23 protein-coding genes are annotated in these 21,068 nt (G+C 51.6%); 6 read left to right on the top strand and 17 right to left on the bottom strand.

All coding sequences use genetic code 11. From position 1 onward, the window contains the following. Positions 1–6: 6 nt before the first annotated feature. The 9 genes from AB4Z29_RS01490 to AB4Z29_RS01530 are packed head-to-tail and all read right to left on the bottom strand — an operon-like array spanning position 7 to position 7,309. The gene (locus AB4Z29_RS01490) at positions 7–786 is read right to left on the bottom strand and encodes a thiazole synthase (protein WP_441941389.1); all 780 of its coding nucleotides are present in this window, start codon (positions 784–786) and stop codon (positions 7–9) included. 4 nt (positions 787–790) lie between these two features. Next, positions 791–991: a sulfur carrier protein ThiS gene (thiS, locus tag AB4Z29_RS01495; protein WP_441941390.1), complete on the bottom strand. Its 201-nt coding sequence runs from the start codon at positions 989–991 to the stop codon at positions 791–793. Positions 992–998: 7 nt separating this feature from the next. After that, complete coding sequence (gene thiE / locus AB4Z29_RS01500) at positions 999–1,619, bottom strand: thiamine phosphate synthase (RefSeq protein ID WP_441941391.1); 621 nt, start codon at positions 1,617–1,619, stop codon at positions 999–1,001. A 20-nt stretch (positions 1,620–1,639) separates the two neighbouring features. Next, on the bottom strand, positions 1,640–2,674 hold the full coding sequence (locus tag AB4Z29_RS01505) for a ThiF family adenylyltransferase (protein ID WP_441941392.1): 1,035 nt from the start codon (positions 2,672–2,674) through the stop codon (positions 1,640–1,642). Positions 2,675–2,706: 32 nt separating this feature from the next. After that, on the bottom strand, positions 2,707–3,717 hold the full coding sequence (locus tag AB4Z29_RS01510) for an ABC transporter substrate-binding protein (protein WP_441941393.1): 1,011 nt from the start codon (positions 3,715–3,717) through the stop codon (positions 2,707–2,709). A gap of 27 nt (positions 3,718–3,744) precedes the next feature. Beyond that, positions 3,745–4,497, bottom strand: coding sequence for an ABC transporter permease (locus tag AB4Z29_RS01515; RefSeq protein WP_441941394.1), 753 nt, complete (start codon positions 4,495–4,497; stop codon positions 3,745–3,747). Beyond that, positions 4,494–5,318, bottom strand: coding sequence for an ABC transporter ATP-binding protein (locus AB4Z29_RS01520; RefSeq protein ID WP_441941582.1), 825 nt, complete (start codon positions 5,316–5,318; stop codon positions 4,494–4,496). The genes AB4Z29_RS01515 and AB4Z29_RS01520 overlap by 4 nt, the downstream gene beginning before the upstream one ends. Positions 5,319–5,320: 2 nt before the next feature. Further along, a complete protein-coding gene (gene tenA, locus AB4Z29_RS01525) occupies positions 5,321–6,007 on the bottom strand; it encodes a thiaminase II (RefSeq protein ID WP_441941395.1) in 687 nt (228 codons plus the stop codon). A 3-nt stretch (positions 6,008–6,010) separates the two neighbouring features. Beyond that, complete coding sequence (locus AB4Z29_RS01530; protein WP_441941396.1) at positions 6,011–7,309, bottom strand: acetylornithine deacetylase; 1,299 nt, start codon at positions 7,307–7,309, stop codon at positions 6,011–6,013. A 369-nt stretch (positions 7,310–7,678) separates the two neighbouring features. On the opposite strand from AB4Z29_RS01530, the gene AB4Z29_RS01535 reads away from it, so the two are divergent. Next, positions 7,679–8,890, top strand: coding sequence for an aspartate aminotransferase family protein (locus AB4Z29_RS01535; RefSeq protein WP_441941397.1), 1,212 nt, complete (start codon positions 7,679–7,681; stop codon positions 8,888–8,890). Between the two features lie 101 nt (positions 8,891–8,991). Here AB4Z29_RS01535 and AB4Z29_RS01540 read toward each other — a convergent pair whose 3' ends face one another. Next, positions 8,992–10,005 carry a hypothetical protein gene (locus tag AB4Z29_RS01540; protein WP_441941398.1) on the bottom strand — a complete coding sequence of 338 codons (1,014 nt, stop codon included), beginning with the start codon at positions 10,003–10,005 and terminating at the stop codon, positions 8,992–8,994. 45 nt (positions 10,006–10,050) lie between these two features. Then, positions 10,051–10,779 carry an SDR family oxidoreductase gene (locus tag AB4Z29_RS01545; protein ID WP_441941399.1) on the bottom strand — a complete coding sequence of 243 codons (729 nt, stop codon included), beginning with the start codon at positions 10,777–10,779 and terminating at the stop codon, positions 10,051–10,053. Positions 10,780–10,891: 112 nt separating this feature from the next. On the opposite strand from AB4Z29_RS01545, the gene AB4Z29_RS01550 reads away from it, so the two are divergent. Then, complete coding sequence (locus tag AB4Z29_RS01550; RefSeq protein ID WP_441941400.1) at positions 10,892–11,134, top strand: hypothetical protein; 243 nt, start codon at positions 10,892–10,894, stop codon at positions 11,132–11,134. A 26-nt stretch (positions 11,135–11,160) separates the two neighbouring features. Here AB4Z29_RS01550 and uxaC read toward each other — a convergent pair whose 3' ends face one another. Continuing rightward, positions 11,161–12,567, bottom strand: coding sequence for a glucuronate isomerase (uxaC, locus tag AB4Z29_RS01555; protein ID WP_441941401.1), 1,407 nt, complete (start codon positions 12,565–12,567; stop codon positions 11,161–11,163). Positions 12,568–12,587: 20 nt separating this feature from the next. Next, positions 12,588–13,883 (bottom strand): Gfo/Idh/MocA family protein, encoded by a 1,296-nt coding sequence (locus AB4Z29_RS01560; RefSeq protein WP_441941583.1) that lies wholly within the window; start codon positions 13,881–13,883, stop codon positions 12,588–12,590. A gap of 124 nt (positions 13,884–14,007) precedes the next feature. Here AB4Z29_RS01560 and AB4Z29_RS01565 point away from each other — a divergent pair, with 124 nt between their 5' ends. From AB4Z29_RS01565 to AB4Z29_RS01580, 4 genes are all read left to right on the top strand, one after another. Next, entirely contained in the window at positions 14,008–14,859 is an 852-nt protein-coding gene (locus AB4Z29_RS01565; RefSeq protein ID WP_441941402.1) for an AraC family transcriptional regulator, read from the top strand. A 149-nt stretch (positions 14,860–15,008) separates the two neighbouring features. After that, positions 15,009–16,013 carry a Gfo/Idh/MocA family protein gene (locus AB4Z29_RS01570; RefSeq protein WP_441941403.1) on the top strand — a complete coding sequence of 335 codons (1,005 nt, stop codon included), beginning with the start codon at positions 15,009–15,011 and terminating at the stop codon, positions 16,011–16,013. Between the two features lie 29 nt (positions 16,014–16,042). Continuing rightward, on the top strand, positions 16,043–16,990 hold the full coding sequence (locus AB4Z29_RS01575; RefSeq protein WP_441941404.1) for a helix-turn-helix domain-containing protein: 948 nt from the start codon (positions 16,043–16,045) through the stop codon (positions 16,988–16,990). 33 nt (positions 16,991–17,023) lie between these two features. Continuing rightward, positions 17,024–18,103, top strand: a complete 1,080-nt coding sequence (locus AB4Z29_RS01580; RefSeq protein ID WP_441941405.1) for a Gfo/Idh/MocA family protein — start codon at positions 17,024–17,026, stop codon at positions 18,101–18,103. Between the two features lie 138 nt (positions 18,104–18,241). On the opposite strand, the gene AB4Z29_RS01585 is transcribed toward AB4Z29_RS01580, so the two are convergent. The 4 genes from AB4Z29_RS01585 to rpmG all read right to left on the bottom strand — a co-directional run bounded on the left by AB4Z29_RS01585 (position 18,242) and on the right by rpmG (position 21,038). Beyond that, a complete protein-coding gene (locus AB4Z29_RS01585) occupies positions 18,242–18,937 on the bottom strand; it encodes an SDR family oxidoreductase (RefSeq protein ID WP_441941406.1) in 696 nt (231 codons plus the stop codon). A gap of 58 nt (positions 18,938–18,995) precedes the next feature. Beyond that, positions 18,996–19,457, bottom strand: coding sequence for a VOC family protein (locus tag AB4Z29_RS01590; RefSeq protein ID WP_441941407.1), 462 nt, complete (start codon positions 19,455–19,457; stop codon positions 18,996–18,998). Positions 19,458–19,617: 160 nt separating this feature from the next. Next, positions 19,618–20,664, bottom strand: coding sequence for a LacI family DNA-binding transcriptional regulator (locus AB4Z29_RS01595; protein WP_441941408.1), 1,047 nt, complete (start codon positions 20,662–20,664; stop codon positions 19,618–19,620). A 224-nt stretch (positions 20,665–20,888) separates the two neighbouring features. Further along, entirely contained in the window at positions 20,889–21,038 is a 150-nt protein-coding gene (gene rpmG, locus AB4Z29_RS01600) for a 50S ribosomal protein L33 (RefSeq protein WP_138752655.1), read from the bottom strand. Positions 21,039–21,068 lie beyond the last annotated feature (30 nt).

Consider the following 21,068-nt stretch of genomic DNA (forward strand, 5'->3'; position numbering starts at 1 on the left):
ATCCGGCTATTTCAATTTGAATGCATCAAGCCCGCTGCTTGCTGAGGCGTACCTCTTCTTACCAATTCGGCCAGCCAGATAAGATAGGCGACCCGCTTCGATAGCCAGGCTCATCGCTCTCGCCATCCTTACCGGGTCCTTCGCCTTGGCGACCGGCGTGTTCATCAGCACGCCGCTCACGCCAAGCTCCATCGCCTGCGCGACGTCGCTTGCCGAGCCAAGTCCAGCATCCACAATAATCGGTACGCCTGCCTCCTCAACGATCAAGCCGAGGTTATATGGGTTCAGAATGCCTAGACCGGTTCCGATCGGAGCCGCGCCAGGCATGACAGCCGCCGCTCCTGCTTCCTCCAGCCGCTTGCAAATGACTGGATCATCCGAGGTATACGGCAGTACCGTAAAGCCTTCTTTCACTAATTGCTCGGTTGCTTTAAGCGTCTCGATCGGATCTGGCAGAAGCGTCCGTTCATTGACGCTAATCTCCACCTTGATCCAGTCGCTGAGACCGGATGCGCGTGCAAGCCGGGCAATACGTACCGCCTCGTCCGCGTTCCGCGCACCGGAGGTATTCGGCAAATACACATAGTTCTCGCCTTCCAGATGCTGAAGGATCGAATCATCCTCCGTTGAAGCGAGATTGATTCTTCTAATCGCAAAGGTCAACACCTCTGCGCCGGAAGCTTTAATAGCTTCCTTCTGCACGTAAGGGTTAGGAAAAAGTCCTGTTCCAATGAAAAACCGGGAGGTCAGCGTACGACCGCCAATGGTAAGCGAATCTGTATGCATGCGTCTAGCCTCCTCCTACGAAATGAACCAATTCTATCTTCATGCCTGGATATACCGCTGTTTCGGTCCATAGCTCCGCGGTTAGCACCTTGCCGTCCGCTTCCGCGACGACCGGCTTGCCGGCCAACCCCAGCTTCTCGATGACATCTTGAATCGTACCCACTAGCTCCAAATGCTGCTTCTCCCCATTTATGACAAGCTCCATGTCCTCACTACCCTCTCTCCAGCTTCCGAATAAACGCTTCGCAGACGCCTTTTACATCATCGCTTCCAACGATTTCGCTCACTGCGCAGATCCGAGTGGCTCCTGCTTGAATAACTTCATCCACATTATGCAGCTTGATGCCGCCTATCGCCACAAACGGGATGCTGACTTCCTTCACGACCTCACGTACATAAGCAATCGTGACTGGATCAACGACATCCACCTTAGTAGCCGTCGGGTAGATCGGACCTACGCCGATGTAGTCCGCTCCCTGCTGCTCGGCAAGTATCGCTTCCCCAATCGCATGGGTGGAGATGCCGATTATTTTGTTACCGACCATTTCTCTCGCTTCCAGCAGCGGCACGTCTCCTTGTCCCAAATGAATGCCGTCCGCATCCACTTCCATTGCAATATCGATATAGTCGTTGACGATAAAGGTTATGCCGTATTTCCGCGTCAGCTCTCTAAGCGCTCTGGCCTTTTCTTTTATCACTGCCTTGTCACCCGATTTGTCGCGCAGCTGAATGATGTCAACGCCGCCCTTTATCGCTTCCTCCATGACCTCGATCATGCTGCGGCCGGGGTGGAACTGCTCGCCGGTAATGGCATACAATCTAAATTCCTTCATCGGTTCGTCACTCCTCTGTATTAAAGCCCGATATAACGGGCGTATAAGCTTCTCGCTCTCACGAAATCATCCGTACCCTGGACCAGCACGCGCCCGTCCGCGAACAGGACAAGCCGTTCGCCCTCCGGCAGCTCCGCTTTCAGCAGGAATGGATTGAGGCTTACCTTCACCGCCGCCTGCTCCAGCCGGTCCCTCCATAGCACAAGATCAAGCGCACCGCTGCCCGCAATCTGAATGGTCTCCCGTCCGCATAAAGACAGAACCGCGTGATCCCCATTCAGCTCCAGCGCAGGGTATTCCTTCAACTGGCAGCAGGGGCAATTGCGATCCGGCTCGCCCAGCTTCATCTCGAAGTATTGATTCTGCCACAGGTCAAAGGTAACTAGGCTATTTCTTCGCTGCTTCTCATCTCCGACCAAATATTTCATCGCCTCAACCGCCTGATAAGAGGCGACCATATCCACAACCGGCGCAATGACCCCGATCATATCGCATGTCTGACCGCCGGAATCACCTGTCTTGATAAAGCATCGCAGACATGGCGTCTGCCCTGGAACGAAGATCGCGCTCATCCCCCGCGAGCTGACTGCTCCCCCGTACGTAAACGGGATACCCCGCTTGAAGCAGGCGTCATTAAGCAGGAAACGAGTTTGGAAATTGTCCGTCCCATCGAGTACCATATCCATACCGTCAATCAACTCTTCGATATTAATCGCCGTTACATCAGCAACAATCGCTTCCAGCCGAACGGAAGAATTAATTCTGCGAAGCTTCTTCTCCGCGGCAACTACCTTCGGATACACCTGCTCCACATCATCTTCGTCGAACAGCATTTGCCTTTGGAGATTGCTTCTCTCCACATAATCCCTATCGACAAGGCGCACATGGCCGACACCGGCGCGAACCATGTGGTTCGCCAGCACCGTTCCTAGTGCTCCCATTCCTACAATGCAAACCGCACTATCCATCAGTCTCTGCTGCCCCGCTTCACCAATTGGCGCAAATAGCATTTGTCTTGAATACCGTTCCTCCACCTGCTGCTCCTTTCCGCACATTGCTGCTGCATCTTGCTTCTATTGTAGTTCCATTATAATGGACGGAAGGCATCCTCTGCCTTAATCTCTTTCTTTAATTGGCCATGCTCGCTCAGCCAGTCAATAACGGCATTCCAAGAGTCAGCGGTTTGAGAACCAAACGGCTCCGACCCGGCATCCATGAGCGGCAGCAAAATATCCAAACTCTGCTTCTCAATCTCCGCGTCCAGCGGGAAATTCTCATTCTGCGAATCCAGCAGATTCTGGAGCGATTCCTTCGGATGCTCAGCCGTATACTGCTGGCCTTTGGCCGCTGCAGCGATAAATTTCTTAAATGCCTCGCTTTTGCTCGCAAGCCCCTCCTCGCTAGCTGTAAGGACAAGCTCATAATAGTCGGGCACGCCGTAATCCGATGGATCAAATGCGGTCAGCTTCATGCCTTCCTTCTCCAGCAGCGGCTTCTCATGGTTGACGTAGCCGCCGATTATGGCGTCTACCTTGTTAGTGGTCATCGCAGGAATGAGATCCCATCCGATATCGATATAGTTCAGCTCGGAGACGTCCCCGCCATCCGATTCGACCATCGTATTCACGATCAGCTGGTCAAGCGGAATGGATGGGTATCCGATCTTTTTGCCAATCAAATCCTTCGGGCTTTGCACGCCTGCTGTATCGAGCGCAAACAATCGGTTAAGCGGATGACGCACGATGGCCGCCACCGACACGATTGGAATGTCCTCTGCACGGGAAATCGCCACCTGCATCTGGTAGCTTAGCGCTAGATCAGCTTTGCCCGTAGCGACTAATTTGAGCGCATCATTCGTATCGGCTGGAGTCTGGAGCTTGACCTTAAGACCCTCCTCCGCGAAATACCCTTGCTCCTCGGCTGCGTACAGGAAGGAATGTACCGCATTCGGATACCAATCCAGCAGTACGGTAAGCTCGGTTTCCGGAGCAGCAGCCGCGTCTTTATTGTTCTGTGATCCGCAGGCAGCCAGCGTAGATACAATCAGCACGGAAGCTGCTGCTGCCCGAATATGTTTTGTCCAATGAATCATGCCCATTAGTTATTATTCCTCTCTACTTTACATTTAGGATGAACGCCGCGACAGAGCAGCCTTCTCCAGCCACAACGCAGCTATAAATAATAAGACTCCCATGAGCGACAGCAGCAAAACACCCGAGAATACGGCATCTCCTCTTAGCATGCTTGATGCCCGCTTCGTATACATGCCAAGTCCGGCCTCTCCGCCCAGCCATTCTCCGAGTGTCGCACCGCCAACGCTAATGGTTGCCGCCATCTTAAGTCCCGTGAAAAAACCAGGAAGCGCAGACGGTATTTTCCATTTCAAAAATAGATCGCGCCTTCGCGCGCCCATCGAACGCATGACCTCGCCTATACCGGAATCTGCCGTACGGAACCCGTCCGCCGTATTAACCGCAATCGGGAAAAAGGTAAATAAAATGACGACCGCCACCTTGCTCCAAATCTCATAGCCGAACCACATGACCATAATTGGCGATAGCGCGATAATCGGAATCGTTTGGGACGCAATAATAAGCGGATATATGGTCTTTCTGGCCAAGCTCGACCCTTCGATGCAGACCGCTGCTAGCGTTCCGAATACAACGGATATGCTTAGGCCAAGCAGCGACTCTCCTAATGTAATCAAGAAATGCTTGCCGAGCAGCTGACGAGTGTCCCACATGGACATCAACACGTCCGACAGCCGCGGAATAATGTAATGAGGAATAGAAAGCCATGCCGTTGCCGCCTCCCAGATAAGGGCCAGCAGGAGGACAAATACAAGAACAGGCACGCCCGAGCGCAATCGCTGCTTCACCCGTTTGCTCCTTCCTGTCTTACCGCTTCTTTGCCAAGCAGTCCCAGTGCCTGCCGTTTAAGCAAAACAAAAGAATCGTCCAGCACGGTTTCATATGTTCTCGGTCTGGGCAGTGCAACGGCAAGCTCCCTCAAGACGGACACCGGCGATGCTTCCGCAACCAGCACCCTGTCGGACAGAAGGAGTGCCTCATCGATGTCATGCGTAATGAAAAGAATCGTTTTGCGATGCTGCTCCCATATCTGCAGCAGCCATTCCTGCATGCTGATGCGGGTCATCGCATCCAGTGCGCTGAACGGCTCATCCAGCAGCAGCAGTTCTCCCCCGCCAAGCACCGAGCGAAGAAAGGATACGCGCTGGCGCATACCGCCGGACAGCTCATGAGGACGCTTAGCTTCCGTTCCTTCAAGTCCGAACGTCGGAAGTAGCTCCCGCACGCGCCTCCTCGCCTCCCGCCTAGGTATGCCGGATAGTTCAAGACCGAGTGCCGCATTGTCGAGCACACTTCGCCATGGCATCAGGCTGTCCCGCTGCGGCATGTAGCCGATTCGTCCGGATTGTCGGCGGTGCGCCGCTCCAGAAGGTTCTACTTGCTCCGCGCCGAGCCTGATGGAACCGCCTTGCGGAGTGAGAAGCCCTGCAAGCAAACGAAACAATGTCGTCTTGCCGATGCCGCTTGGCGCAAGGAGCGATACGAATTCGCCCTCCCGAATCGTAAAGCCAAGGTTGGCGAACAGCGGCATGCCTTCGTTGAAGGCATACGTAAGTCCCTCTACGGACAAAGCTAGCTGGCGCTTATCTCCACTTGGCGTTATCGCCATGCTCACACGTCCCACTCCTCTTGCCGGAATGCCATATCCCAAAACCTGTATTCAAATTTGGACGTCATAACGAAAAGCTCCTCCAGCCTTGCAAGCTCTCGCTCCGGCAGCCCTTCAGCCAGCCTGTCCATCAGCCCGATCGTCCATTCCGCAAGCTCGCCGAACTCCTTCGAGCTGTACATAAGTATCCATTCTTTATACAGCGGATGCGCAAGCGCCCCCGGATGAGCGGCGAATGTCGTTCCAATCTCCCAGTAGCTCCACATACAAGGCAGCAATGCAGCAACCACCTCGGCTAGCGAGCCTTGACCTGCGTCAAGCATATATTTGGTATATGCAATTGTGGTCGGTGCGGGATTCGTTGCTTCGAGCTCATTGCGCGAAATGCCGAATTGCTCCGCGTACTGGCGGTGCAGCTCCATCTCCACGTTTAGTGTAGCGTGCAGAAGCTCGGCGAATTTCCCCATAGTGTCCAAATCTCTAGCCTTCAAGCTGCCAAGCGCGAACATCTTCGCATAGTCGATCAAATATACATAATCCTGTTTCATATAATAAATGAATCGTTCCAACTCCAATGTGCCTTCCCTCAGTCCTGTCAGGAACGGATGCGCATGGCATTTCTCCCACACGGGCTGCACCGCTTGATAGAGCCGTTCGCTAAAACGTTCTGCTTCCGCTTCGTTTCCCATCTGCTACTCCCTCTCGCTTTCCGTCTTCGGCTGGTTGCACCAGTCCGCAATGAAAGCAATCATGACCTTTACATAATCGGCGAGCTCGCGCAGCTCAACGCTTTCATCTACTGCATGCGCATGGCGCAGCTCTCCTGGACCGTAAATTACGGTCTCGATTCCCGCTCTGCCGAGCCAACCCGCATCGGTCACGCTGCCGCTCATACCGATCGTCGGCTTGGCGCCAAGCTGCTTGGCATGTGCTGCGGCAAGCGACTTCAGACCGTCTCCTTCCGCGTCAAGCATCAGCGACGGGAATATTTCACCGCGCTCCTCCAGCATCGATCGTCCGCCCCAGCGGAAGGTCGGCGGATGCTCCCGGAGCCATGGATCGGCCTCGGCAACCTTGAGCAGGTGGCTCTCGATTTCGGCAGCTACTGATTCGTAATCCTCGTCAGGGTAAAAGTGGACCGTGATCCACAATGCGCATTGATCAGCAATAAATGCCGCATGGCGGCCGCCTTCGATAACGGCTGGATTAATTGTATTCGAGCCTGCTGGAAAACCTGGATATGACTTCGTTACCGCCCAATGTCGTTCAAGCTCCTGAAGCCCCTCGATCAGCTTGACCATTTTCTCAATGGCGCTGGCACCTCTTACGCCTCCGCCTGCATGTATCATCCGCGAGCGCATGCCGTCATGGTAGGTCACGGGGCTTTGCACCGTAACCCACGCTGTAATGACGCCGCCTTGACCTTGAATCTCCATATGGCTGGTATCCGCGACAATCGCAAAATCGGCGGTACAGCCTCTTTCCATACAGGCTCTCGTTCCTGCCTCTCCGGCTTCTTCTCCGATCACCGATTGAAACAGCAGATCTCCCTTCAGCTCAACGCCCGCTTCAGCCAACAGCCTGATTGCAAACAGCAGCGCTGCCATTCCGCCTTTCATATCCGCGGTTCCCCGACCATACACGCTGCCAGACTCCACGGTCAGCTTAAAGGGATCATGCCGCCACTGCGCATCGTCGCCCACCTCGGCAACATCCATATGCCCATTCAGCAGAAGGCTTCGGTAATCCTCCCGCTGCGTGCCCGGCTTAACGGCTGTAACGTTTGGATCGCCGGGATAAACCTCCCACAGGTCTGTCTCAAAGCCCACCGACCGCAGCTGCTCCTGGACGAACCGCTGCGCTTCCAGCGTATTTCGCGCCGGAGGGCTAACGGTCGGATAAGCGATCAGCTGCGACAGCAGCGCAAGCAGCTCATCCTGCCGCTCTTCAGCCGCCTGCTGCAGCTTGGTAATTACGCTTCCCTCTATCAATTCGGTTTCCTCCTATTTACGGAAACGCAGGTGCGGGCAATAGAAAAAACCATTCGAGAATACACGAATGGTTACGATTCGATACGTTCTCTACGCCAGCATTACCTGGTTCAGATTAACGGTCAGGGACAAAGGGCCCCTATCTCAGCCGGACTACATCCAGCACCCGTACTCCATATGAAGTTAAAACAACTATAGCCTAAGCCTATCCAGTTGGCAATATGAATCTGATCATGATTCTCACTTACTAAGACTTCATTCCTGCCTTCGTCCGATACGGTCTATTCATCCTTGACACTATTCGCTGTTGTATATTTAAACATTTTAATGTATATTTATTCAATGAGATGAATTTCCGGGAGGTTTATTATGATTCAGACAGAAAACGCAATGACATCGGTTTTATTGGAAACAGCAAAAAAGTCCGTTCTATTTACGGCAAATCGTCCAAATATCGTGATGGAACGCGGCAAGGGCATGCACTTGTGGGATACGGATGGGAATCGTTATCTGGATTTCGTCGGCGGATGGGCCGTTGCAAGCCTCGGCCACTCTCCCGAAGCCCTGCAGGAAGCTTTGTCACGCCAAGCAGCAACACTCGTACATGCAAGCCCTGGCTATTACAACCGCCCTATGATTGAATTTGCCGAGCTTCTGACCAGCCTGAGCGGAATGGATAAGGTTTTCTTCGGCAGCAGCGGCGCGGAGGCGAACGAAAGCGCCATAAAGCTTGCAAGAAAACATGGCGCTGTGAATTTGAACGGCGCTTTCGAAATCATTACACTTGCGAACAGCTTTCACGGACGTTCGCTAGCCACGATGTCAGCGACCGGAAAGCCGCAGTGGAAGGAGCTTTTCTCGCCTAAGGTCGAAGGCTTCAAGCATGTTCCCATTAATGATTTGGATGCATGCTTCGCAGCCGTAACGAATCAAACCTGTGCCATTATGGTCGAGCTCGTGCAGGGAGAAGGCGGCGTCCATTCGGTTGATGAAGCTTACTTGTACGGCATTCGCAAAATTTGCGATATGTATGGGATTATGCTTATTTTCGATGAAGTCCAAACGGGGCTTGGAAGAACGGGCAAGCTTTTTGCCTACGAGCATTATGGCATCAAGCCCGATGTGATGACACTCGGCAAAGGCATTGGAGCTGGCTTCCCGCTCTCGGCCATGCTGGCCAAGAGCAAATACGACTTGTTCGAGCCGGGGGACCAAGGAGGAACTTACACGGGAGCGCCGCTTGCCATGGCTGCAGGCTATGCCGTGCTTACGGAGCTGCTCGAGCGGAATATAACGGATAACGCAAAAACGCAAGGCAACTATTTAATGAGCAAGCTGGCGCTATTGTCCGGTGAGTTTCCCATTTCGAACATTCGCGGCAAGGGCCTTCTTCTCGCATTTGATACGCCTGCTGGTGCCGCAACCGAACTTGCTGCAATCTGCTTGCGCGAGGGTCTCCTGATCAATGCGCTTAACCCGTCCACCGTACGGCTCGTTCCGCCATTAATCGTATCGCAGCAGGACAGCGACGCCATGCTTGGCATTCTGCGCAGCGCATTAGGGCAGCTGTCCAGCCACTGAATACAAGCGTAAACGGCTGAGACCGTCCTATGGCGGCTAAGCTAACGTTTCGCGTAGAAATAGAGAGAAAGTTGAAAAAAACGATATACTTTCCTATATTTTCAAATAAACGGTCTGCGGTCCAAGACGAGCCGAAGCGGCTTGCCGGTTCGAACGAGCTCGGGAATAAGCTGCTGAATCGCTGCCAAGCCGCAGACCGTCCCGCATAAGGTATGCAGATCATCGAATGGCTCGTCCGACTCCTCTCCCAGCTTCGCGAGTCCGGCGATAAATGCTTCGGAGCTGCCTCTGATCGCCGCTTCGCATTCTTCTTTTCGGTAGATCGGATTTTGTCTCAGACAAGATAGAATCGTATACGCCCAATCTATATGGAAATAGGAGAACAGCTCGGACGGTACCTCAAGACCTCCGCTTTGGTAGAGTTCCAGACAGGTGTCTACCATTCGTTCCGGATATGGAATAGGCTCTTTTCGATGAGCAAGGTTAAATAAGTAATGAAAACTGCCTGCTATATGATGAAACAGCGGCGCGCTCACTAAGCTGCCATCCATTTGCTTTACGCAATCACGACGCCAAAGACCGGTCAGAGGATCCGCATTATTCCGGAGCCAATCGAAATACGTCCGCTCCCAGTCCTCCGTCACGGATTCCGACAGCACCAAGCTGGCATAAAGGCCCGCCCCTTTTAACGACTCTCCCCATGGCTGCTCTCGCCAATCCAGACTTTCTAGAAATGGCCCGATCTGCTCCTTATCCATCAACGGCTTCAGCATAACAAGCGGATATTTCGCTTTCCCGTCAAACAGCTCCAATGCAGACAGCGCAAACGCTGTACGATGCAGCTCATTATGGCCTAAGCCAGCGAATATCCCCGTATGCTCCGATTGATGCTCCTGGATGGCTGCAATCCATCGGTTTAGATCCTCTTGATCCTGCGGAAATTCATTCAATGTATAAAACAGAATAGCGGCATCCGCCGTACCGTAAACGTCATCATGCCTGTTATCCTGCTCAAGCTGGGATAAAAACCTGCCATAGCTTCTGCCCGCTGCATCGTAACGATGAGCCGCAAGCGTTGACATTACGCGAGCGATAAAAGGACGCAAATCCGTCATAACCAGCCACCTGCCTTCGTTTCTTTGTTCTGTATTTCGCATTGCTTACCAATGAAGCGTCTCACCTGCATAGTCGACATACTCGCACTCCGCCTCAGCTGCCGGAAATCGTAAACGTGCTGCAATCAGCTGCAGGATGGAGCTGGCCGATTGCTCCGGCGTCAGCGCTGCGCCGGCGTCAAGCTTGCCCTGCATATAGGTCTGCACCCAGCCTGGATGCACGACCAATACACGTCCGCCATGCCTCTTGATGCCGTTATGAATCAGTTTGGACTGCATATTGAGCGCTGCTTTGGACATGCAATAAGCATACCAGCTTTCTCGGTAGCAATCGCCGATGCTGCCTGCCTCAGACGAAACGTTTACCAGAAAACGCGACTCGCTCTTCAGCAGCAAGGGCATGAACGCCTGGCTCATGCGAAGGCTGCCAAGCGTATTCACATTGAAGACGTTCAGCATTTCCGCATAGTTTAACGGATCCAGCACCGTAGCGCCGATGTCGCCTAATATGGCTCCGTTATTGATAAGCAGATCGATCTGCTCCGCTTCACCGGATACCGCTTCAAGCGCAGCTGCAACGCTTTGATCGCTGCCTATATCTAGCGGAATAACCGTCAGCTGCTTCGGAAGCTGCTCCTTCAGCGAGTGAAGCTCAGCAGTCTCAGCCGCATATTGCCCAGCAAATACCTTATAATCAAGGGCAAGCAGCCCCTTTACCAACGCAAGCCCAACGCCCCGATCCGCTCCTGTTACGAATGCCGTTTTGTCAGCCAAATTCGTTCCTCCTCTTTCCTACTTTTATTCAATCATCGTGTATGTTGGATAAGCCGCTCCGCATAATCTAGATACGGTTGTAATGCGCCTAATCAGCAGGAGGGCTGTCACTTTGCGTACACGGACTGGCAATAACAAAGAATTCAAAGTCTACGTCATACCCGCGTGGAAATGGAAGGAATTCATCGCCTTCGAGCTGATCGCCGGAACGGCGTTTTATTTGCTCTGCAGAAAAACGGCCCATTCAGAGCTATTCGGCATAGCTGCGAATATCGCCGGGCCTCAGATGCTCAAATATCTCATGGCTGCTTATCGTCTCGATGCAAAAAACGTTCCACAGCCGCCGCCAAGCTGACGGGACTGCAGAACGTTTCATTCGTATTAGAAGCCGAAATAAGCCTTCGCATTGCGGTACGATATATTTTGAACCATATTGCCGAGCAGCTCCATATCATGCGGAGCCTCGCCGTTCTCCACCCATTCGCCAAGCAAGTTGCAAAGCAAGCGTCTGAAATATTCATGCCGGGTATAGGAGAGAAAGCTTCGGGAGTCGGTGAGCATCCCGACAAAGCGGCTAAGCAGCCCCAGATTGGCGAGCGCATTCATTTGGTCCAACATGCCGTTTTTCGTATCATTGAACCACCAAGCTGAGCCGAGCTGGATTTTGCCAGGCACGCCTCCGCCCTGAAAGCTGCCAATGATCGACCCAAGCACATCATTGTCCTTTGCATTCAGCGAATAGACGATTGTTTTCGGCAATGCATCGTCGGCATCAAGCGCATCAAGCAGCTTCGCAAGCGGGTATGCGACCGCGCTGTCATTGATGGAGTCGAAGCCGGTATCCGGTCCCAGCTTGCCGAACATCCGCGTGCTATTGTTTCTAGCCGCATTAATATGGAACTGCATGGCCCAGCCGTGCTTCGCATATAAACGTCCAAGAAACAGCAGCGTATACGTTTTGTATTGCTTTTCTTCGTCTAAGCTGACCGTTTCCCCGTTCAGTGCTTTGGCGAATATGGCGGAAGCAGCAGCCTTTGTCGTTTCTGCGTACGCCACATAATCAAGCGCATGGTCAGACACCTTGCAGCCAACCTCATTGAAAAACGCCACTCGCGCTTTAAGCGCCTCCAGCAGCTCATCATAGCTGTTAATGGAAGCGGAAGCCGAAGCGCCGAGCTTGCCTACCCACTCAAGGAATGTCGGCCGGTTAATTTCAAGCGCTTTATCCGGTCGGAAGGACGGCAGCACCTGCACATTGAAATCGTCTAATCCCTTGATTGCAATATGATACTCCAGCGAATCCACTGGATCATCCGTCGTACAGATGACCTCAACGTTCGACATTTGGATAAGATCGCGTGCCTTGTACCCGCCAGCTGCAAGCTTGGCTCCTACCTGATCCCAAATCGACTGTGCGTTGTTCTCATTAATGAGCTCCTCCACGCCGAAGTAGCGGCGAAGCTCCAAATGCGACCATTGATATAACGGATTGCCAATCGTTTGCGGCACGGTTCCAGCCCAAGCGATAAACCTGTCATAGTCGCTCACGCCTTCGCCGCCCGTTATGAAACGCTCTTCTACACCGTTCGCACGCAGCGCCCGCCATTTGTAATGATCACCATACAGCCAAGCCTCCGTTAAATTCGAAAAGCTCGTATTCTCAAAAATCTGCTGCGGGCTCAAATGGCAATGATAGTCAATGATAGGCATGTCCTTGGCAAAATCATGATACAGCCTTACAGCCGTTTCGTTCGATAGCAAAAAATCGTCGTCCATAAATGGCTTCATTTCCGCGTTCCTCCTGAACACTATTTATGAAATTTCACAAGGTCATCAATCTGAACAGCAAGCCCCGTTTGAATCGAACGGTTAGCGGCAATGCCCGTTAGAATCGATCTGGCTCCATCGATATGGTTAGCCGCGCGATTCCAAGGATCCTCTACCGGCGTCCCGAACAAGTCGTTCAGCAATACGGGATCTCCGCCGCCGTGGCCGCCCACGCCTTCCTCCACCTCTACCTCGTAAGGAGCCGCGAACATAGGGAATACCTTAATGGTCTTCTCCTTGAGAGCGCCTTCATCTGCCTTCTCGCCGCCTGAATTTACGTAGGATTGCTCGACGATATTCATCTCAAGCCGTCCCTTCGTTCCATTAAACGCAATGCGATAGCCTTCCCATGGCAAGTAAGCGTTTAACGAATACGTAAGGATGGCGTTGTTTTTGTAGCGGACAAGCACGCCCATCGTATCTTCGATATTGATTCCGTCGCCGAATACGCTTTGGTCGCGGCGATAGCCGTCCTCATGCTCCGCGTCCAGATACATCGCTTTCAAATGGTCATTTTTATCCAAGTGTAACGCAAACGGATCGTTCTCGGCAATCGGATTTCCCGTCGCACGCTCATAAAATTGAGTTTCGCCGCGCTCCTCTGCGTTCTCTCGCCCGTAGAACAAGAGATCCCCGTATGCGAATACCGACTCCGGCTGCGAACCGATCCAGAAATTAACGAGATCGAAATGGTGAGTCGATTTGTGAACCAGCAAGCCGCCGCTATTCTGTTTGTTGCGATGCCATCTGCGGAAATAGTCCGCGCCATGCTGCGTATTCAGCAGCCATTCAAAGTGGACGGAAGTTACTTTGCCGATCGTGCCGCTTGCGATAATCTCCCTCGCCTTCGTATGATGAGGCGCATAGCGATAGTTGAACGTTACACGTACATGGCGGCCCGTCCGTTCGACTGCATCCAATATTTCCTGGCATTTCTTCTCATCCACCGTCATTGGCTTCTCGGTTACGACATCGCAGCCCAGCTCAAGCGCTCGAATGATGTACGTGTGATGCGTGCGATCCATGCTCGTCACGATGACTGCATCCGGTTTCTCCAGCTCAATCATGCGCTCGAATTCATTCGACTTGTACGTTCTTACTTCATCATATTTATATTTATCCACTAGAATGCGGTTCGCATAGTCCATCCGGGTTTGGTTAATGTCGCAAAAGGCAAGCAGCTCAGAGGTTTCTCTGAAATCGGTTGCAAGCGCACCGTAAAAAAATTCAGCCCTGCCGCCGCTTCCCACAAGCACATAACGTTTTTTTGTCATAATCATCATTCCTCCTTGGATTTGCTTACTTTCATATTACCGCATAATAATGATATAATTCTCTGCATATTCTGCCCTATTTTGTTAATACACCGCTTTTCTTGCGCAATGTAGAGGAGACTCATTCATGACAAATCCATTTGAAACATGCAGCTTCGGCAGCACTCCCGAGCTCTATGTAGAATACACAAAGCGGTCGACGCCTTATACGATGGCGGATGACCATTACCACGATTATTACGAAATCTACTATATGCTCTCCGGACAGCGCATTTATTTCATAAAGGACCGCTCCTACTCCATTGAGCAAGGCGATCTCGTTTTTATTCGAAAGCATGAGCTGCACAAAACGATGCAGGTCGGCTACGACTCCCACGAGCGGCTCATCCTTCATTTCGACGACTTCATGCTGCAGCGGTTGGCGGGAGCTCATGCCGGGCTTCTCTTGTCCGCGTTCAATGAGACTGCTCCTATTATCCGTCTGCCCCGGCAAGAACTGCTGGCTATGGATCAGCTAATGAGAAAGCTGCTGACAGAAATAAAAGAAGAAGCGCCTGGCTATGAGCTTATTCCTCCACATGCTCTAACGATGCTGCTATTGACTGCTGCCAGGCATATTCAGCAGCATGAACCGGTTCCGATGCATCATGCGACGCCTATGCATGCCAAGATTACGGAGATCACCCGCTACATTAACGGGCATTTTGCGGAATCTCTTCGGCTTAGCACAGTGGCCGAGCATTTTTTCATCAGCCCATACTATTTGAGCCGCATGTTTAAAGAAATAACGGGGTTCGCTTTCTCCGACTACATTATCATAACGCGCATCAAAGAGGCGCAGCGCCTGCTTCGCGAGACGGACAGCAGCGTCACCGATATCGCAGCCGCGGTTGGTTTCGACAATTTCTCCCATTTCGGTAAAACGTTCAAAAAAATGACCCGTCACTCCCCGCGCGATTATCGCAAGCAATATCTGTGATCACATTAAACCATGTCGCAATATCGTATAATAATGGTCATTAATTCGCACTAAAAATGAGTGAGAATCTATGTTAAATTATATTTGTTGTCATAAATTTATAGATGAACCACAGAAACGCAAATAGATGCCCAGGGAGAGATGAACCGATGATCCGAATTGGTAAAATCAGTTATTGGCATGTACACGCATGGGATTATACGAAGCAAGCGCAGGAGCACCCCGGTACGGAGATCGTCGCAGTATGGGATGAAATCGCGGAACGCGGCCAAGCTGCCGCTGACAAGCTCGGTGTTGACTTCCACGCTAATTTGGATGAAATGCTTCAGCGCGACGATATCGACGCCGTTATCGTAGACGCACCAACAAACAGGCACCAAGAAGTGATCGTAGCTGCTGCCAAAGCAGGCAAGCATATTTTCACGGAGAAGGTCATTGCTGCAACATTGAAGGAATTGAACATTATACTGGATGAAGTAGCCAAAAATAATGTAAAATTAACAGTGTCGCTGCCGCGCTTGAATGATGGCTACACACTTGCGATTCGTGATATTTTATCGCAGGGCGTGCTTGGCAGAATCACGCTCGTACGCGCCCGCTTGTCCCATAACGGAGCGACAGCCAACTGGCTGCCTGAGCATTTCTACAGCCTTGAGGAATGCCGCGGAGGCGCTTTGATCGATCTTGGTTGCCATCCGATGTATTTGACTAGACTGTTTATGAACGAGATGCCTCAAGAGGTGTCCGCTCATTTCGGCTATGTTACCGGCAAACAGGTTGAGGACAACGCCGTGTCAATCTTGACATCCGCTTCCGGTTCAATTGGGATTGTTGAGGCCGGCTTCGTGAACAATCATTCGCCATTTACGCTTGAGGTGCACGGCACGGAAGGCTCGCTGCTTTACGGAACGCCTGAGAACCAGCTGCTGCTTCGCACGTCGGCACCAGGTGCGGACTCTTCGGAGAAATGGACAGCGCAGGCTATTCCACCGGCTCGCGAGAGCGCTTTTGACCAGTGGGTACAGCATATCGAGAACGACACGACAGCAGACGAAAATGTAAGCCTTGCCATCGATTTGACGAAGCTGATGGAAGCTTCCAATCTATCGGCCCGTGAGCATCGCGCCGTTCGAATCGATGAGCTGAGCAAGTAGCGGCAAGGGGGCGCCGAGGAGGAAGCAGCATGCCCAACTTTCCTTACGAAATTATGCATGATCGCCAGGACGCGCTTGAGCGTCTGGAGCTGTGCATTCGGTGGGGACAATACGACATCCATGTGCTCCGCTTCCATTTAACGCAGTTTCCTCCCGGACGAGTCATCGGGTTCCACAAGCATGCCGAGTATGAATTTCATTTCATCCCGCAGGGCAAAGGAAAGGTCATACTGATTGACCAGGAATTCGCTTTGAAGCCCGGCATGCTTTATTTGACCGGACCAGACATTATGCATTACCAGGAAGCAGATGCCTTCGAGGCAATGGATGAGCTATGCTTGCATGTCGATATTATCGACAGGAATCCGGATCATCCGGACACGGGTTCCCATTCGTATGATGAGTGGGAAGCTGCTGAAGCCCGCGACTGCATTGAGAAGCTTAGGATGCTTCCGCTCTATCCGACTGCAGACCTGCACCAAGCTATGCCCCGCTTTCTGGAAGCCTATCAGGCATGCAACGACAATTTCGTCGGAAGCTATACAACCATTAAGCAAACCGTCATACAAATTCTGCTGAGAGCCGTACGCGCTTACGACAAGGCGAGCGAGCAGAAGCAGTTTCCAACACGCGACATGAAGGCTTACCGGTATCGGCTCGCCTTGGAATACATGTATGCGAACTATGACGGCAGCATTACGCTTGAGGATGTAGCGGACAAGCTTAACTTAAGCTCAAGGCATATTCAAAGGCTATTCAAGGAGCTTCATCACGGACATACCTTTAGCCGCATACTCGAGGATATTCGATTGGCGGTCGTGTGCCGTGAGCTGCAGGAAAGCGAGCAATCCGTTGAGCAGATCGCGAAGCTTGCCGGTTTTGCAGGCGGCAATTACTTACATGCCGTATTTCGCAAGAAATTTGGCCTAACCCCCTCCGAGTACCGGAGGAGCGCACGACAACCACAACCGCAATGACTACTATTTGGAACTATTAGGAGGCTGCTTAACATGTCCAAAATTTACAAACTCGCTATTATCGGCTGCGGCGGAATTRCCAACGGCAAGCATTTGCCGAGCCTGAAGAAGCTAGACAACGTTGAAATCGTCGCTTTCTGTGATATCGTCGAGCATCGTGCTTTTGAAGCAGCAGGCTTGTATGGTGCCGAAGGCGCACGTGTATATACGGATTACACCGAGCTGCTGAAAGATGAGTCCATCGAAATCGTCCATGTATGTACGCCTAACGATTCGCATGCGGATATTTCCATCGCAGCACTCGAAGCAGGCAAGCATGTTATGAGCGAAAAGCCGATGGCCAAAACCGCTCATGACGCACAGCGCATGCTCGATGCTTCTCGCCGTACCGGCAAGAAGCTTACGGTTGGCTACAATAACCGGTTCCGTCCGGACAGCCAGCATTTGAAGCAGCTTTGCGCTGCCGGCGAACTCGGCGATATTTATTACGCCAAAGCACATGCGATTCGTCGCCGTGCCGTACCGACTTGGGGCGTATTCCTCGATGAAGAGAAACAAGGCGGCGGCCCGCTAATCGATATCGGTACCCATGCTTTGGATTTGACGCTTTGGATGCTCGACAACTACAAGCCGAAGGTTGTACTCGGTACGTCCTACCATAAGCTTTCTCAGAAAGAGAATGCTGCTAACGCTTGGGGACCTTGGGATCCAGCCAAATTCACGGTTGAAGATTCCGCATTCGGGATGATCGTCATGGAGAACGGCGCGACAATCGTACTAGAATCCAGCTGGGCACTCAACACGCTTGAGGTTGACGAGGCGAAATGTACGCTATCGGGTACTGAAGGCGGAGCGGATATGAAAGACGGACTTCGCGTCAATGGAGAAAAACACAGCCGTTTGTTCACAACGCAAATTGATTTGAAAGCAGGCGGAGTTGCTTTCTTCGATGGCAAAACCGAGAGCGATGCCGATCTTGAAATGAGAATGTGGCTGAAAGCAATCGACGAGGATACCGATCCTGTCGTAACGCCGGAGCAAGCATTTGTCGTTTCTCAAATTCTTGAAGCGATTTATGAATCCTCCAAAACAGGCAAAGCCGTTTATCTATAAGCTGTAAATCAAAAGCTGCGAGGCTTGGTCGTATGACCCAGTCTCGCAGCTTTTTTAATGACACTATATATGAATTCCGAGTCTGTTTCGCTTGACGCTATACGTAAAATCCGAGTCTGTTTCGCTATTTGCTCACGATTATAATGGCATTGGCGCTCCTGTATGGTCGATAAACAGGGCATCCGCCGCTTTCTTGCGTTCAACTATATCTAGAATGCCCTTCGCGGAATTAGCCGCATCGCCTGGAGCCTGGTCACCGCCCATATCCGTTCTGATCCAGCCGGGATGGAGTGCATGGACAAGGACGCCATGCGGCGCCAGCTCGTTTCGAATCTGGGCAGAGAACATATTCAATGCCGACTTGGACATGGCGTAGGAGTAGTCCCCGCCATATGCTCCTGCAAAGCTTCCGGCCTCCGAGCTGATGTTGATAACAGTCGGTTTCTCTCCATTAACGAGCAGTGGGAGAAAGTGCTTAAGCACCGCTATCGGACCGAATAAGTTGGTCTGGAACGATTGCTCCAGCTGCTCCAGATTAAGCTCTCCGAGCTTTTGTTCCCTGCCAAGCAGAATAGCCGCGCTGTTAATAATCCCATCAATCCTATCGTATCGGCTCGCAACCTGCTCATATGCATAGCGAACAGACTGTTCATCCGTAACGTCAAGCGGTACAATGGTTACTTTCTCTGGAAAAGCTGAGGCTAGCTTGAGCAGGCCTTCCGCAGATGAGCCTGGGCTGCGCACGCCTGCTAGTACATGATGTCCGCGTTCGCAAGCTTCGTTTGCCAGCGCAAGTCCTAATCCTCGGTTCGCCCCTGTAATTAATAGATTCATTCGGTTATTTTCCTCCTATCCATTCACAAGCCATATACGATGCTCTGGCTGCTCAGCATCATTCGTTCTTATCGTTCTCCAACAATTCAAGCATAACCTTCAGCTGCTTGAACGAATCCATATAGGCGTAGCGCCCGCCGGTATACTCCCCTTTTTGCACAAGGGCCATGCCGTTTTTCTCCATGAGAGCTACCTTATCCTTCATGCCGTCAATGACGAAGGCAATGTGATGAGGGCCTTCACCATGCTTATCAAGATGCTCTCTCCATGTGCTTGGATGCTTATCCGGCTCAATAAGCTCAAGCTGCAGCGCTCCCATATCGAAAAAAGCAAGCTTTGCGCGGGCAACCGACGAATCTCCTTTGTATTCGGTTTGCGCTTTGTCTACCGTATCCGTCCAGAACCAATCGGGCTTCTCCACGCCAAAAAAATCGGCATATGCCTGAGAGGTTTCGTCAATGTCATTTACCAGCAAGCCAATCTGTGTAACTGTTCGAGTTCCAAGTACATTTTTGTCCACGTTTATCTTCCCCTTATCGGTTATCGTAATCGTTCTTGAACGTTGCACATGCGTGAACTACACTACAGCTTGCTTACGTTACATGACGATCCCCCCTCTCACCTCATTTCATATCGCTTGAACGATCTACTTATCCGTGCTTACGTCCTTATGCTGCCAGCTAATCAATCGCGATGCTTTGGCAGGACTCCCTTACAACCAAAGCCGTATCAGCTGTTGCTTGTTTGGTGGAAGTCGAACCATGCTCGATGGCTGCGATTAACGCTTTCGTCAATTGATCCATCATGCCTGCAAAATCAATTCGAATCGTCGTTAAGGCAGGACGATGGTGCTCACTCCGAAAATGATCATCGAAGCCGATCACGGATATATGCTGCGGAACCCGTATACCTGCTTCCTTCAACGCCCGAATTGCTCCGAAAGCGACACTGTCATTCGCTGCAAATAGCGCGGAAGGCAGCTCCCGCTTTTCTATCAAAAAATCTTTGATCGCCTTATAACCGCTCGACTCATTGAAATCGCCGGGCAGCATCCATTCCGAATTCACCTCGAGCTTGTGCCTCGCCATTGCGCGCTGAAAGCCCTGCAGCTTGGACGGTCCTGAATATCTGTTCATATCACCGTTAATGATGCCGATTCGGCGATGCCCCATGGATACCAAATAATCAACCGCCTGGCCCACGCCTGTTTCATTATCGAAATTGAACACCAGCCGATTCGGCTTCTCTCGACCAGGCAGATGCTGATCAACAATCGCAACGATAAAGCCCTCCTCGATCAGCTCCTCAATCAATGGCTCCTGGTTGGCAGCGCCAATGAAAATCCCTCCGTCGATTCTTCGTTGGTAGAAGCTTTCCTTAATCGTACGAATCTCCTCTTTTTCGCTTATATCCCTCACGATATGCGTCAGTACGTAATAGCCTTGAGAAGAAGCGCTTTCAATGATTCGCGCAAGCAGCAAGCTCGAAATGCTGTCGCCTGACACACGGCCCGAATCGATCATGAACAGTCCAATCGTTCGAGTCCGCTTGCCAGCCAACACCTGTGCCGATAAATTCGGATAATAATTGTGCTGCTGAATAACCTTCATGACCTTTTGCTTGGTATGTTCAGGTACGTTGGCATAATTGTTAATAACCCTGCTTACCGTGCTTCTGGACACACCCGCCAGCTTCGCAATTTCCGTGCTGTTTATTTCTTTAGTCAATCCCATACCCCCGACTGTGAACACGCGTTTATGCGCATATGGTACCAATGATAGCCACGTCTGTCAATTAATAATTTGGATGAAGCTTCTTAACCCACGCTGCTGGATGAACGCAAAGAAGACTGAACGCGTACGTCCAGTCTCCTGCTCTTGTCCTGCTCTTGTTCTGCTCTTGTTCTGCTCTTGTCCTGCTCTTGTCCTGCTCTTGTTCTGCTCTTGTTCTGTTATCTTGTTTCTCTGTGCACAGTCACACGTTTGAGTCGCGGGCTGTATTTTTTAACCTCCAGCCGCTCCGGTGTCGTTCTTTTGTTTTTGGTCGTCGTATAGTTGCGGTCACCCGATTCCGTACAAGCAAGCGTAATAATCACTCTCATTGCATTCACCTCCTGCAAAAAAATCCGTTT

Source organism: Paenibacillus sp. 2TAB23, from assembly GCF_052115165.1.
Lineage (GTDB): Bacteria > Bacillota > Bacilli > Paenibacillales > Paenibacillaceae > Pristimantibacillus.